This is a genomic window from Natrarchaeobaculum aegyptiacum (assembly GCF_002156705.1).
GTDB classification, from domain to species: domain Archaea; phylum Halobacteriota; class Halobacteria; order Halobacteriales; family Natrialbaceae; genus Natrarchaeobaculum; species Natrarchaeobaculum aegyptiacum.
The window spans coordinates 2,611,451-2,625,648 of the sequence record NZ_CP019893.1; the positions used below are offsets into that span (position 1 = coordinate 2,611,451).

At 62.4% G+C, this 14,198-nt stretch carries 11 protein-coding genes and 1 pseudogene; 4 read left to right on the forward strand and 8 right to left on the reverse strand.

All coding sequences use genetic code 11. The features are described 5' to 3' along the window. The first annotated feature begins 317 nt into the window (after positions 1–317). The 3 genes from B1756_RS12720 to B1756_RS12730 all read left to right on the forward strand — a co-directional run bounded on the left by B1756_RS12720 (position 318) and on the right by B1756_RS12730 (position 2,436). Positions 318–1,316 (forward strand): IS110 family RNA-guided transposase, encoded by a 999-nt coding sequence (locus B1756_RS12720; protein WP_086888190.1) that lies wholly within the window; start codon positions 318–320, stop codon positions 1,314–1,316. 359 nt (positions 1,317–1,675) lie between these two features. Beyond that, positions 1,676–1,945, forward strand: a complete 270-nt coding sequence (locus B1756_RS12725; RefSeq protein WP_086888878.1) for an AbrB/MazE/SpoVT family DNA-binding domain-containing protein — start codon at positions 1,676–1,678, stop codon at positions 1,943–1,945. 11 nt (positions 1,946–1,956) lie between these two features. Continuing rightward, positions 1,957–2,436 (forward strand): type II toxin-antitoxin system VapC family toxin, encoded by a 480-nt coding sequence (locus tag B1756_RS12730; RefSeq protein ID WP_086888879.1) that lies wholly within the window; start codon positions 1,957–1,959, stop codon positions 2,434–2,436. Positions 2,437–2,573: 137 nt separating this feature from the next. Here B1756_RS12730 and B1756_RS20185 read toward each other — a convergent pair. The 5 genes and pseudogenes from B1756_RS20185 to B1756_RS12755 all read right to left on the reverse strand — a co-directional run. Further along, positions 2,574–2,962: pseudogene (locus B1756_RS20185) on the reverse strand (PIN domain-containing protein); the annotation flags it as partial. Positions 2,963–2,974: 12 nt separating this feature from the next. After that, on the reverse strand, positions 2,975–3,556 hold the full coding sequence (locus B1756_RS12740; protein WP_086888880.1) for a DUF7437 domain-containing protein: 582 nt from the start codon (positions 3,554–3,556) through the stop codon (positions 2,975–2,977). Positions 3,557–4,221: 665 nt separating this feature from the next. Next, positions 4,222–4,956: a hypothetical protein gene (locus B1756_RS12745; protein ID WP_228434363.1), complete on the reverse strand. Its 735-nt coding sequence runs from the start codon at positions 4,954–4,956 to the stop codon at positions 4,222–4,224. After that, on the reverse strand, positions 4,953–5,711 hold the full coding sequence (locus B1756_RS12750) for a class I SAM-dependent methyltransferase (RefSeq protein WP_228434364.1): 759 nt from the start codon (positions 5,709–5,711) through the stop codon (positions 4,953–4,955). The genes B1756_RS12745 and B1756_RS12750 overlap by 4 nt, the downstream gene beginning before the upstream one ends. Before the next feature lie 197 nt (positions 5,712–5,908). Beyond that, a complete protein-coding gene (locus tag B1756_RS12755) occupies positions 5,909–6,838 on the reverse strand; it encodes a DUF7351 domain-containing protein (RefSeq protein ID WP_086888882.1) in 930 nt (309 codons plus the stop codon). A gap of 125 nt (positions 6,839–6,963) precedes the next feature. Between B1756_RS12755 and B1756_RS12760 the strand changes: the two genes are divergently transcribed. Then, positions 6,964–8,334, forward strand: a complete 1,371-nt coding sequence (locus B1756_RS12760; RefSeq protein WP_086888883.1) for a metallophosphoesterase — start codon at positions 6,964–6,966, stop codon at positions 8,332–8,334. A gap of 21 nt (positions 8,335–8,355) precedes the next feature. On the opposite strand, the gene B1756_RS12765 is transcribed toward B1756_RS12760, so the two are convergent. The 3 genes from B1756_RS12765 to B1756_RS12775 all read right to left on the reverse strand — a co-directional run bounded on the left by B1756_RS12765 (position 8,356) and on the right by B1756_RS12775 (position 13,626). Next, positions 8,356–9,444, reverse strand: coding sequence for an anthranilate phosphoribosyltransferase (locus B1756_RS12765; RefSeq protein ID WP_086888884.1), 1,089 nt, complete (start codon positions 9,442–9,444; stop codon positions 8,356–8,358). A 78-nt stretch (positions 9,445–9,522) separates the two neighbouring features. Next, a complete protein-coding gene (locus B1756_RS12770) occupies positions 9,523–10,398 on the reverse strand; it encodes a pentapeptide repeat-containing protein (RefSeq protein WP_086888885.1) in 876 nt (291 codons plus the stop codon). 153 nt (positions 10,399–10,551) lie between these two features. Further along, complete coding sequence (locus tag B1756_RS12775) at positions 10,552–13,626, reverse strand: FAD-binding and (Fe-S)-binding domain-containing protein (protein ID WP_086888886.1); 3,075 nt, start codon at positions 13,624–13,626, stop codon at positions 10,552–10,554. Positions 13,627–14,198: the final 572 nt, after the last annotated feature.

Genomic DNA, 14,198 nt, shown 5'->3' on the forward strand with positions numbered 1-14,198 from the left:
TCAACCTCGTCTAAGCCCACTCAACAGACCAGAAACAATTGGCTCCGGCCTTGTTGAAACCCTCAATTGGTGATGGGTTTCAGCGGACTTGCTGACTCGATGGAAATTCTGCTATATCCCATGAGAGCGTGAAACAAGTATGGGACGCAAGAGACCGAGCTGTATTCCGTGCCCGAGAGCACGTGCTGCTGACTGGTCCGAGTGCGTAGGAAGCCGAGTCCTGGGCATTACAGCCCGACTGCCGCCAGGAGCGGCAGTCGGGAAAGCCCGCATAGGTGAATCTCTGTTTCACGCACCGGCGTTCCAAGGTGAGCCCAATGTTCATTGGAATCGACGTACACAAGCGGTACTCACAGATCGCAGTACTGGACAAAAACGGTGAGATCGTCGAAGAGGTTCGCGTCGAAAACGCGAACCTCGACGACTTTGCCCAGCGGTACGCTGGGTCCAAAGCCGCGCTTGAAGCCACCAGCAACTACTACCACATCCACGATACGCTTTCAGCGTATCTGGATGTGACTGTCGCTAACCCCGGCGAATTGAAGCTGATCTCTGACTCGGATAAGAAAACTGACCGCGTTGATGCGAAACAACTCGCTCGAATGCTTCGGTTAGGCTCGGTTCCAGAAAGCTACGTTCCAACCGACGAGGTTCGGCAAGCCCGCGCACTCGTGCGCGGGCGCCAGAAACTCGTTGAGAACCGGACTGAGTACGCGAACAAGATCCATGGCTTGTTGAGTGACCACGGTATCACCCGTGAGGTAAAGCCGTTGAGTGTGGAGGGACGAGAGTTCCTGGCGGAACTCTCGCTCCCGGCACCGTGGGACGCGTTGTTGGAGTCGTACCTGGAACTGATTCAGGTGCTCACCGAGCAAATCGAATCGTTAGAAGCAGAGATCGAGGAGCGGGCTGGGTCTCTGAAGGAGACCCAGCTCCTGATGACGATTCCTGGTGTGAGTTACTTTACGGCGTTGACGATTTACGCGGAGTTGGGCGAGGTCAACCGGTTTGACCGGGCCAAGGAAGTTGTTAGCTACTTCGGGTTGAACCCGATAATCCGCGAGTCTGGCGACTCGCGGTTTGAGGGAAGCATCTCGAAGCGAGGGTCAGGACGGGTCCGGTGGCTGCTCGTTCAAGCGTCGTACACAGCGGTTCATACATGCGAAGACGAGTACCTTAGCCGGTTCTACAACCGGTTAGCTCGAAAGAAGAACTCGAAAACAGCGATTGTGGCAACCGCTCGGAAGTTGCTGGTTTCAATGTATCATATGCTGGACCGTGAGGAGGTGTACGATCCACCAGGGGTGAGTGCCTGAGCGCCGCCGGGGCGGCGCTCATTGGCTGGCTGGTGGCAGCGTGAGTGATTACTCTCGCAAACAGGAAGTCCCCCGCCTGATGGTTGTGACAGTAGCCACCGGTTCGCCGGTTGTCGATTCTAGGCCAGAAAACCACAGCAAGTCCTTGTCGCCCGAAGAATTATCTTGGCAAACGTGGTTTGATCGATTAGCAGAATTTCCATAGGTGAATATAGAGGGAGAGTGCAGCACCGCGACTCTGTTTCTTTCGCGCCGGAATCGCTGAACTAGCCGCCCACTACACCTGCGAACTGATCAGCATTTCGAGTGGCGCAAGAGTTTTGTATGTCAGCATAGTAGTGGGAATTAGGTGATTCAAAATGGGAAGGTCTGCATCTGAAGCGAACAGCGGGGAAGAACTCACACTCACAGTGGACGATAGAGGGCGGGTAACACTCCCAAAAGAGGTTCGGGACCGATTAGGAATCGAATCAAACGATGAGGTTCCTGCAACCCTCGTCGGGTCGGTCCTTGAAGTCAACCCCAAACCAAGCTCGAAATTAGAAACAGCAACAGCCGGTCAGAAGAACTGGGAGAACACGACACCAACTGATGCCGGAGAAACCCTCTTCGGGCCGATGGACCAGTGAGCGACTATCCGATGACTGATTCTCTCCCTACTGAAGTGACAGTTCTCACTGACGTGAACGTACTAGCAATCGCGCTCACCGATGATCATCCTGCACATGACGATGTGTATCCGTGGGTCCAAAACGCAATTGATGGGCCAAACGTCTTGCTCGTGTTTGATTATTATCCGTTGCGAGCGCAGTATCTGATGACGAGCAATTTTGGAGTAGACGCAGTTGATGCTCGAAATGCTATCCAATCACTTGTTCGTAGCCCTGCACGAATCGTCAGTGCCACCGAGACAACGCTGCTTGAGGCGTACGAGATTAGCGCTGAGAAAAACCACGACGTGTACGATTCGTTCATCGTTGCGCTTGCACGAGCATATGACGCCGATTACTTGATTACAACTGACGGCGATTTCGACGATCTTTGTGACGACGAAGATGTGAAATACGTCAATCCAATCCCAACTGAGACACGTGAGAAATTAACCCTAATTGATGGATAGTATGGTCTGTGATGCATATGCGGCCTGCACTGACCGATCAGTGCCTTCGCAAATCAAGCCACGCTTTGTGTGACATTCGCGCTGTGTATTCCCTATAAAAACTATCGTCGCCTGAGGGTTTCAACAAGACCATCCTTCTCTAAAAGTTGGACTGCGACAGCTGCAAGCGCGGCATCTGCCTTCTCGATTTGGTCTTCGGTCCGGTTTGACGAACGAGCGATGAACGTTCGGACATCATCCATCACTCGTGAAACCGTCCCCTTCGTGGAGTCGGGTTCGGTAGCGATCTGGACCCACTCGGCGTCGATCGCGCTGTTGATCGGCGTCTGTCCTGGAGTGCTACGGTCCGGTGCTCCGCCCAGTTCGTCGTAGACGCGCTGTGGAACACAAACGTGAGATCGTTCTGTGCCGCGAATCGTTCGAGTGCAGCGTACGTGTTGTTCTGCTGTCGGCCACAGGCGATAAACAGACCCGAATCTGCTATCCAGGCTACGGACCCCTGAAACGGGTCGAAAGACTCACTCATCGTTTCCGCCCCTCATTCATCTGCAACCGGTTGATCACGAGCGTTACGGATGTCTTCGAAGTAGGGATCTACCACCTTCATATCCTGCACGACATCTCCCAGTGCTTGGAGAACGGCAATAGCAAACGCGTATTGAAGATCGAGTTCCCGGGCAGCGATTCGTTCGGGCATTTCTCCCTCGGCGTACGGTATCGCGTATGTGAGAGCAGCTGCGAGCTTCCCGAGCCCGTGTTTTTCGATTAGGAGGTCAAGGTCCTGATCTTGGGGCGAGCACCCGAACGCTTCAACGAGCGTTGGGGTGACCGTATATTCGTCTCCGTCGAGGTTCGCGGTGAGTGTAACTGGAATCGCCGAATAGGTGTGCGTCTTCTGCTCCTCATCTCGGGTCAGCACGCCGAGTTCGACGAGCGTCCCTGTGTCCGAGTACGCCGTAGTGCGTGGCATCTCCAGTTTGTCGACAATATCGTCGATAGTGACATCTCCCTCTCGCAGGACAAACGTGTAGAGACGAGCCAGTCGCGGCTCTTCCAGGAGCTGTGCGACCGACATGAGACCGTTGATCGCTCGTTCGGGGTCACCGGCGGCCTCCGACATACAATTCATGATTTGTGTGTTGAATAATAACGCTTGGGGAGAGAGAGAAGATCGTTTGGTTGATTCACTTCAACGCCAAGTGACTCACACGAGCTACATTTCGGGCCAAGAGGCATTTGGAGCACCACTACTCCAAGTATCTTCGGCGTTGCTCCATTTTCGTTTTCTCGCTTCGTTTGTCGTAATGGATTTCCAGAACTCGTGAGCTGACGTTCATCCGGTTACTGACGACATCTGTCGGGACGTCCTGAGTGAGATGGTACGTTATTGATCCACGTCGTATCGCGTGAGGGGGAACTGAAGACGGGCAGAGACTCGGCGATTTCTGGGTATCGTTGAGGGCTTCGCAAGTAGCGAAGTCCCTGTTGTGGGGACAGACCCCGGTGTATACGCAGGGACGAGTCCATCGGTAGATAGTAATCCGAAGTGTATTCTTATTATATAATTGGCCATTGGCACGGGCCGTCGCCAGAATATGGCTGTAACGCTGAATATGGTACGTCTCCCCGTGGGCGGTGGGTCGAGGTGGGTGAAACTGGAGTCGATCGAGTCGAACTGATCCCCAGTGCACATGCCCACGTCATTCTGTGCTCCGACGACCGAGAACGCCCGCTCGAGCGTACCGTGGGCGAGTGAAGGACGCTGTCCTCGAGCCTCGAGCCCCGTCAGGCGGCCTGACTCGTCGCCGACCGATACTGGCCTTGCCAGCCGAACTCGAGCCAGGCCACACTGAGCGTGACCATCGCGGCGCCGACGACGTCCACGTAGCCGCCACCGTGGCCGACGACGACGAGGGGGATGCCGGCGAGCAGGAGGACGGGAACGAGCGGCGCCCCGGAGCGCCGGAGCAGGACGCCGAGAGCGATCGTCGAGACGGTGATCCCGGCCGATCCGATCAGTACGAGGGCGGCGACCAGTGGGTCCGTGGCCATCGCCTCGAGGGCCGCGGCGACGCCGGCCTGTTGTTCGCTCGGCAGCCCCTGGCCGGATCGAACCAGGAGCCCGGTTGCGAGTCCGGCGATCGCCTCGAACGCGAGGTAGGCGACGAGGTAGACGGCGACGCCGATCCGTCCGATCGTCGCCAGTCGTCCCGCGTACTCCGCGAGGAGGAGGTACACGCTCACGCCGAGGAGCCCGAAGAGGGGGAGCAACGCGACGTGGACGTGGAACCACTGGTCTGCGACGGGTGTGAGACTCTCGTAGAGGTTCTCGCCGCCGTGGGGGTGGACCGCCAGGACGACACCAAGAGCGATCGGCGTCCCGAGGAGGACGAGCCAGCGTATCGCGTTGGTCACTGGCCCGGGTCGGCCATCGAGCCCCGTGCCGGGGTAGCGCCTACTACCGGCACCGGACGCGAGCGTCCCGTCCCCGTCGCCGGCGGATGAACGACGTTCGGTCATCGGTCGACACCCCGGTGATCGCCGTCGGGTGGCTCACAGACGATTCCCGTGATGCGACCGAACTGGGCGGTTTCGACCTCCGCGACGGGGAGGCCCGCCCGGTCGACGACCTCGAGTGGCTCCTGGGTCAGCCGACAGCCGGACTGTTCGTAGTGGGCGTCGGCGCGCCACTCCTGAACGCGAGCGAGGAGTGGGTTGTCGCTGCGGCCGTGCTCGAGCAAGAGGATTTGTCCGTCTGGCTGACAGACCCGGCCCATCTCCCGGAGGGCTGCCTCCTGGTCCGGAAACGTACACGTCGAAAACGACGAGATAACGGTGTCGAAGCTGTCGTCGTCGAATTCGAGCGCCTGGGCATCCATCCGTTCGACCGTGCCGTCTCGGTCGAGGGCCTCGAGTTCCGCGCGAGCCTGTTCGATCAGCGGCTCGCTGATGTCGATACCGACGATGTCGGCTGCCTCGGGCAGGTACCGGAAGTTCGATCCCGATCCACAGGCCACGTCGAGCACGCGACCCTCGGCGGAGTCGAACTGACGGCGACGGTAGCGGCCGGTGAGCAGGTGGTCGAGCCACCCCAGTCGGTCGATCCAGGGTGCGTTTCGCGCGTAGACGTCCTGAACATCCTCGAGCGTCATCGTTCCGGTCTTCGCCGACTCCGTGTGCGGAGACGCCACTTCGTCGGGCGAGCGTGCGTCGGTCGGTCCTGAATCGGGTGGCTGTGAACTCTCGAGCGCGTCGTGTGGTTCGTATCGGGTCATTGGTGGTCACCTCGATCCTCGTTCGACCAGACGCCGATCCGGCCCTTAAATATTATCGAATAATTGATATATTACCGGCTCGCTTGCAAAATCGTCGTTGAGCCATCGACTGCGATCCCGAGCGACTGACTCCATTCGAGGTGGTTCACGAGGAAATGGTGTCCGTGGCGCTCAACGGTGCTTTTGTAACGATTGTGTCACGGTTCGGTCAGTCGCCCCCCTCGTCCGCGCACGCGCTCGGTCCGGATGGTTCGGGCGTCGTCGTCGAGGAACATCCGTAGCTCCGCGTTTCCGTGGCGAAAGACGACGCGGTACTCCGCTGGGTCGGTCGCGATCCGATCGGCAGTCCACTGGCCCGCCACGAGGTGGTCGTAGAGTTCCCACCAGCCGTGCTGGACGAGGTCGACGCCGTGGTCCCAGTGAAAGGCGATCGGCGGCGTGCGGAACGCGGCGGCGTAGGCAAGCGGTCCGCTGAATCGTCGGAGGCACGCTTCACACTCGTGCATCGTGAAGTGTGAAATCGGCACCTCCTCGAGCGTCGCCAGATCGTCCACGCTGTAGACGTCGGTTTCGACTCGTCCGGCACACTCCGGGCAGACGCCCGCCTGGACCAGTCCGAACTCTGCCCACTGTTTGCGCGTGAGCGACTCCAGCAGTGCCTCTCCAGAGGAGGCGCGCGCCTGGGCGGGCGTGACGATGTAGCCGGTTACCGGTCGATCACAGGCCTGACAGCGGACCACGAAGTACTGGTCGTCAAGCCCTGCCTCGAGTGCGGTCTCCTCGCAGTAGAAACAGGTCCCGTCGGTCTCGATGGTGCCGACGTCGGTCGGTTCGTGGAAGTTCTCCGCGAGAATGAACCGGACGATCTGGTCACCGGCGTGGGTGAGTGCGTAGCCGTCGTCGTCTTTTCGCAGATACGTTCCGGTGAGCTCGCCGAGGTGGTACGACAGTTTCGAGGTGTTGTCGACGTCGACGCGGTCGTAGATCTCGGAGAACGCCAGCGACTCGAATCCCGGGCTCGAGGGGTCCTGTTCGTACTGAGCTACGGCGACTGCCCGGAGGATGGTCACCCGGCTCGGATCGGAGAGGAGAGCGAACGCGTCGGCCGCCGTCTGCGCAGCGGTCATATCTACCCGGCCAGTGTGTGACGAGTTGAATCTATGGGGGTTGAACCCATGGGTGCGACCATCTCGTCTCTCGCGTCCCTGCGAACGGGCACCTTTTTTACGCGCAGGACAGAGGGTGGGAGACGATGGGAACCGACGGCGACGGGAGTGGGGACGGCCGCGTCTACTACGTCATCAGCGACCTCCACATCGGCGGTGACGAGCAACTCGAGGAGGTCGAGTTCTTAGACGAGCTACTCGCGTTCCTCGAGCGCCTCGAGGAGACCGACGAGGACGCCGAGTTGATAATCAACGGCGACGCGTTCGGGCTCTGGGAGTTCACGCAGGTCGAGGGCATCGAGAAGTTCGAGATGCTCGAGGAGACGTATCCAGAGCTGTTCGAGCAACTGCGCGCGACGGGTGAGAACGTTCAGGTCACGCTGTTGCCGGGGAATCACGATCACGAACTCGCGGCCTACGACGAGTACGTCGAGCGCTTTGCAGCCTACAACGTCGACCTCTGTCAGGAGCAGTCGATCACGCGGCCGGTCGGCGAGCAGGCGATCCACTTCGAGCACGGCCACCAGCACGACCAGAACAACCGGATCGAAGACTGGGGCAATCCCCACGCGACGCCGCTTGGGTACTACTACAACACGCTCGTGACGAGTCGGGCGGGCAAGCTCTCCGACCGCGGACGGTACAACTGGCTGAAAGACGTTCAGGCGGTGACGCCGACCGAGCGGATGCCGGTCTGGCTCTTCTCGAAGTACTTCTACCGGGAGATGAACCCGCTCTTGCGGTATTCGCTGGTGCCGTTTCTCCTGCTGTTCAACATCAGCGCTCTGCTCGCGATCCTCGCTGGCCTCGACTTGCTCGGGATCTACTCGATCCCGACCGAGCAGGCCGCCGACGCGTTCAGCCAGTTCGGACGCGCGGGCGCGGCTGCCTGGTTCCTTCTCTCGCTCAACGTCACCGTCGTCGGCCTGTTGCTTCTCGTCGGCATCCCGCTGTACTTCATTCGACGGGACGTTCGCAAGACGATCAACCGCTTCGGCGTCTTCGAGACCGAGTTGACCGTCGACCCGGAGACGCCCTACTACGACGCCGCTCGAGCGGTCTTCGCCGAGCAACCGGAGACGACGATCTACTGCTTCGGTCACACGCACCGTCCGACGATTCAGGAGGTCGACGGCGGGATCCTCGTCAACACCGGAACGTGGCTCAAACGTCTCCACCGCCGTGACGGCATCATCGGCATCCTGCCACCGGTCTTCTATCCGTCCTACCAGCTCGCGTCCGTGCGCATCGAAGCCGACGCGGAGGAAGATGGCGTCGTCGTCGAGTTCGAACGGATCACCAAGCCCAGTCCCGCGACGGAGGAACTCACCAGAACGGAACGATTCTTCACCGTCGGCAGGGAGCCCGAACCCGAGTTCCCTGATCGGTACGTCGTCCCAAACGACGAGATGAGAACGGAGACGGAACGAGCAGTGTCGACGGACGCTCCGTCGTGACTACCCCGACCACCGCCCCACTCAGAACGCTCGCAGCCCCTCGAGCACTGCCTCTGCACTGCCGTCGGCGAGCACGTCACGTGCGCGCTCGAGTCCCGTCTCGAGGTCGTCGACGTCGCCGCGGGCGTAGATCCGAAACGCGCCGTTGAGGGCGACGGCGTCGGCGAAGTGGTCCTCGCGTTCACCGGCCAGTACGGATTCGGTGAGCGACGCCGAATCGGCGGTCACGTCCTCGACGGCCAGATCCCCCCGTTCGACGTCCATCCCGTAGGCCGCGGTTTCGATTTCGTAGTCCTCGAGTTCGCCGTCGACCTCTCCGGTACTGCCATCGGAGCTCCACTCGGCGACCTTGGTGTACCCGGGTCGGATGTCGTCGTAGCCTTCCATCCCCTGGAAGAAGATCGCCCGGGAGTACTCGAGTTCGTCACTCTCCTGGATGCACTCGGCCATCTTTTTCGCGAACGCGAGGTGGTAGAACGAGCCGAGGTGGACGTCGGCGTTGGTTGGATTCGCGAGGGTCTCGATCGTGTTGACGAACGTCCGGACCCCCATCTCGTCGCGGCGCTCGATCAGGTCGTCGACCGCAGGGTTGAACGCCGGCTGGTAGTAGAAGCCAAAGCCGGTCTGGTCGACCATCTCGGCGCTCTCGGCTGGCTCGAGTTCGGTGCGAACGTCGAGGGCGTCGAGGACGTGTTTGTACGCCGTTGCCTTCTGGGTCGGAACCCGATCGCCGGAGTGGACGACGACAGGTGTGCCAGCGGCGGCAGCGACGACGCCGGCGGCGACGCCCAGCAACGCGGTGGTGTGTTTCCCGTCGTAGTTGGCCCCGCAGTCGACGGGGTCGACGCCGGGTTCGGCGGTTATCACCGACTGCTCGCGCATGACGTCGACGTAGGCACCCAGTTCCTCGGGCGTGTTTCGTTTCCAGCGGTTTGCCAGCCAGAACGCACCGAGGGTCGTCTCGTCGGGATCGCCCGCGAAGATGCGCTCGAGCGCCTCACGAGCCTGTTCGCGGGTCATGTCTTCGGCGGACTTGTGTCCCGAGCCGACGACCTCGGTCATGAGTCGTTTCACCGGCCACTCGTCTCCGGTCTGCGAGTCGTCTGTCATTGCTGGCGACTCGAGAGCCGCCCGCAAAAGGATCCCGTTCTGTCCAGTCGTTGCCGCCATCTCGGAGACGGCGCGCCGTCAGGTCCCCGGGGCCGGCCCACCGTCGTGCCAGGTCGCCCCCTCGAGATCGACGTCCCGCAAGCGCGCGCTCTGGAGTCTCGCCCCCTCGAGGTTCGCCTCGCGGAGCGTCGCGCCGGTCAGGTCGACCGTCCGGAGGTCGGCGTCGACGAGCGTCGCCCGCTCGAGGGTGGTCTCCGAGAGGTCTGCTCCCGACAGATCAGCGCCGGTGAGGTCGGTCCCGGAGAGATCGGTTCCGGAGAGGTCCTCCCCGGAGAGGTCGACGCTCCCGACGACGGCCCCGGTCAGGACCACACCGTCGAACGACGCCCCCTCGAGCGTCGCCCCCTGCAGGTCGGCGTCGGTGAGATCGGCGTCGTCGAACGCGGCGTCGGCGAGGTCGGCGTCGGTGAGGTCGGCCTCCGAGAGGTCGGTCCCGGAGAAGTCGACCTCGGCGAGGTCGGCCTCCCGAACCGTTACGCCGCGGAGATCCAGGCCGGAGAGGTCGACCCCGGGGAACGACGCCCCCTCGAGCGTCGCGCCGCGAACGGAGGATGCGGATCGAAGGGACCTCGAGAGCATCGCTGCGTCGGTGAGATCGGCGTTGCTGAGGTCTGCGTCCTCGAGGTCGGCGAGAAACAGGTCGGTGCCGGTGAGGTCGGCTCCAGACAGGGTTGCGCCAGAGAGATCGGCGTACGCGAGGTCACAGCCGGAGAGGTCCACACCAGAGAGGTCGGCGCCGGGTTCGATCGCGTGCCCGTTGCAGGACGTCGCTCTGCCGTCGCCACGGGCGAGACAGCCGGCGAGGCTACCGGTGGCCGTCGCGACGGCGGCGAGACTCGTCCGACGTAACAGGCGTCGTCTGGTCGGGCTCGAGTCCGGGTCGCTCGCGGGCATGGATGGTCTGCCGGAAGCAGGACGCTCGGGTGGCAAATCTCTTGTGATCGATCCGGTTCTCGACCGACGCGGTGACGGAGCCACTACCTGTGGGCAGCGATCCACCGAACGTGCGGCCCGCCCGCCTCCTGCGGGGGGACCGCCGCCGGTCGATTACCGCGGGGGAAGGGCCTCGGCGAGGACTTCGACGGGGGTCGGTGGCTCCCCGCTCGCACCGGGTCGATCCCCGAGTTGCGTTCGACAGGAGGAACCGGGGGCGACGACGCGGTCACCGGGACTGTCTGCGACCTGTTCGTAGAGGACCTCGCCGATGGCGCGGCTCATCGAGTAGTGTTCGGCCTCGTAGCCGAAGGAGCCGGCCATCCCACAGCACGTCGAGTCCAGCGGGTCGACGGCGTAGCCGGCCCGCCGGAGGACGCCGACGGCGTGGTGATCTCTCGCGTGGGCCTTCTGGTGGCAGTGGCCGTGGTAGGTGAGGTGCTCGTCGGACGCGTCGAAGTCGATCCCCTCGTCGAGGTCGAACCGGTCGAGGTACTCACAGACGCCGTAGGTGTTCGCGGCGACCGTCTCGACGGCCTCGCCGGCGTACAGGTCCAGGTAGTCGGCCTGGACCATCACCGCGTCGGAGGGCTCGAGCACGAGCAGGTCCCAGCCGTCGTCGACGCGGGGAACGAACGTCTCGATGGCGTCACGGGCCCGTTCGGCGGCGTCCTCGAGCAGTCCCTTCGAGAACGCCGGTCGCCCCAGGTCGCGAGGGGCTGCGACCTCGACGTGGACGCCCGCGGCCTCGAGTACCTCGAGTGCGGCCTCGCCGGCGCCGGGATACTCGTGGTTGGTGTAGATGTCGGGGACGAAGATGGCCTGTCGGGGTGCCTCGGCGGCGGGGACGGCCGGTTCTCGCTCGGCGACGCGCTTCGCGAACGTCCGTCGGTGGAACGTTGGGAGGTCCCGTTCGCTGGCGATTCCGAGGGTTTTCTCGCCGATCAGCCCGGAGCCGGGGAGACTCGAGAGCCAGTTCGAGACGGGGGCGGTCGCGGAGCCGAGGCGGGCGAGGTGTTCGAAGTCGGCAAAGAGGCGGTCCCGGAGCGAGGTGCCGTGGCGCCGGTGGTGGGCGTAGGAGACCTCGGCTTTGAGTTTCGCGAGGTCGACGCCGCTCGGGCAGTCGTGTTTGCAGCCCTTACAGCCGATACAGAGGTCCAGCACTTCCCGAACGAACTCGTCGTCGGTGGGGTCGTCGGGCAGGTCGCCGCTCATCGCCTGTCGGAGCATGTTCGCCCGGCCGCGCGTCGAGAGGATCTCCTCGTCTTCGGCGCGGAAGGTCGGACACATGACGCCGCCAGTGGTCGACTGCTCGCCGCGACAGCCGCCACAGCCGTGACAGAGTTCGGTCATCCCCTGGAACCCCTGTTCGGTCTCCCAGCGCAGCACGGGATCGAACCCGGCGTCGAAGTCGTAGTCGGGACCGAACCGGTGGTCCTCGGTCATGTCGGTCGGATCGTCTTCGCGATAGACGACCTGTCCGGGGTTCAGGAGCCAGTCCGGATCGAACGCCGACTTCAGGTCGCGGAAGGTCTCCCAGAGTTCCTCGCCGTAGCGCTTCCGACTCCACTGGGTGCGAGCGCGGCCGTCCCCGTGCTCGCCGGAGACCGAGCCGTCGTACTCGAGTGCGAGATCCGTCACGGCGTCGGCGATCGACTCCATCGTCTCGAGGCCGTCTCCGGTCTTGGTGTTCACGAGCGGGCGGACGTGGAGAACGCCGGGACCGGCGTGGGCGTAGAAACTCGCGTAGGTGTCGTGCGCCTCGAGAATTTCCTGAACGTCGGCGACGTACGCCCGCAGATTCTCGGGCGGAATCGCGACGTCTTCGACGAACGCGACGTGTTTCTCGTCGGTCGTCCGCGAGAGCAAGATCGGCAGGCCCGACTTGCGGAGCTTCCAGAACTGTTCGCGTCGGCGCTCGTCGTGGGCCTCGAGGGCGTCGAACGCGACGGGGTCGGCCCCGGTCACCGTCCGTTCCTCGGGCGGATCGGAGTCGACGGACGGCTCGACGGCCGGGCAGCGATCGGCGAGCAGGTTCGCGACCTGCCGCTGGCCGTCTTCGGGATCGTCGGCGTAGAACTCCACGAGCAAGGCGGCAGTCGTTCCCCCCGGTAAGAGCTCCGTCACCGGCCCAAACTCGGGCGTCTGGCGTGCGAGGTCGAGCAACACGTCGTCGATGGCCTCCACTGCCGCCGGGCCGTGCTCGACGATCCGGGGGACGTCAGCCATCGCCTCGAGCACCGTCTCGTAGGCCAGCAGTGCCATGCTCTTCTCTGCCGGGATGGGCTCGAGGACGACGGTGGCCTCGGTGACGACCGCGAGGGTTCCCTCGCTGCCACAGAGCAGTTTCGCGACGTTGACCGTGCCGGCCTCGGCGTCTGGTTCGCCGACTCCGCGTTTTGCCCCACGCACACCTTCGACGAGCCAGTCGAGATTGTACCCCGAGACGTTCCGTTTCAGGTCTGGATAGACCTCCTCGATGCGATCACCCTGCTCCTCGACAATCCGGGTGACTTCGGCGTAAATCTGAGACTCGAGGTCGTCACCCGTCGAAAGTTCGGGCAGTTCGTCGACGGCGACCTCGCCAAAGGTGGTGACGGTGCCGTCTGCGAGCACCACCGTCACCGCTTCGACGTAGGCGTCGGTCTTCCCGTACTGTAGCGAGTGCGCCCCCGTCGAGTTGTTCCCGATCGCCCCTCCCAGCGCGCTCTTGTCGCCCCAGGAGGGATCCGGCGCGAACTTCAGCCCGTGGGGAGCAACCGCTTCGTTCAGCGTCTCGAGGTAGATTCCCGCCTCGGCCGTGACACGGGCGTCGGCGGGGTCAACCGAGACGACGTCGTCCATGTGCCGGGTGAAATCGAGGACGACGGCCTCGTTGACTGCTTGCCCGGCGAGGCTCGTTCCGCCGCCTCGTGGGAGGACCGGAATGTCCCGGTCCGCACAGTAAGAGACGACCGCCGCGACGTCCTCTGTCGACGTCGGGAAGACGACGCCGATCGGGGTTACCTCGTAGATCGAGGCGTCGGTCGCGTACAGCTGTCTCGAGTAGGAGTCGAACCGGACCTCGCCCTCGACGAGGCGCTCGAGGTCGGCGACGAGCCCCGGTCGGTCGACGTCCTCGCTGTGGTAGTCGTAGCGCGCTCGCTCGTCGGCAGCCGGGTCGGTCTGGTCAGGTGGACTCGAGGTCATTGCTCGGCGACCGTGGTGGTCGATACTCGCCTACCACGTGGTGACGGGTCAATGTGTGGGCCGACTCTCGCTCGCTGCGGTCCGCGTGGAGATGCGCTGTCGCAGTCATAAATATCGATAGAATGTATATCTTCTAAAAATGGTACTACGGGACAAGCACGTACGTTGGAATATATATTGAGTCGATCGATGTTTCCACCCGACGACTTCCTGTTCCGGATTGCCGTGTCGATTTTTCGAGCAGTGCTGTGGATCTCTAAACGCACGATATTGGCAGAACGTGGCCCCGGTGTCTCGTCCACCGAGGAATATATTGTAATGTTGATTGGTCCATTCTGCGATGAACCCCGGACGGTCGGTCACGTCGTTCACTCCCGGACCCACTCTCGAGCCTCGCCGATAGGGGGTGAGAGGAGCGTCCTCGACGGGACCCTGCCCCGGCGTCTCACGTTGAACTGGGCTGGGGGCACTGGTGATCTGGTACGATCGATTACCATTCTGGACTAACCATCTATCTGTGTCTGTTCTTCTATACTTTCGCCCAAATATAGTGCTTATTCTATATCTGTGGA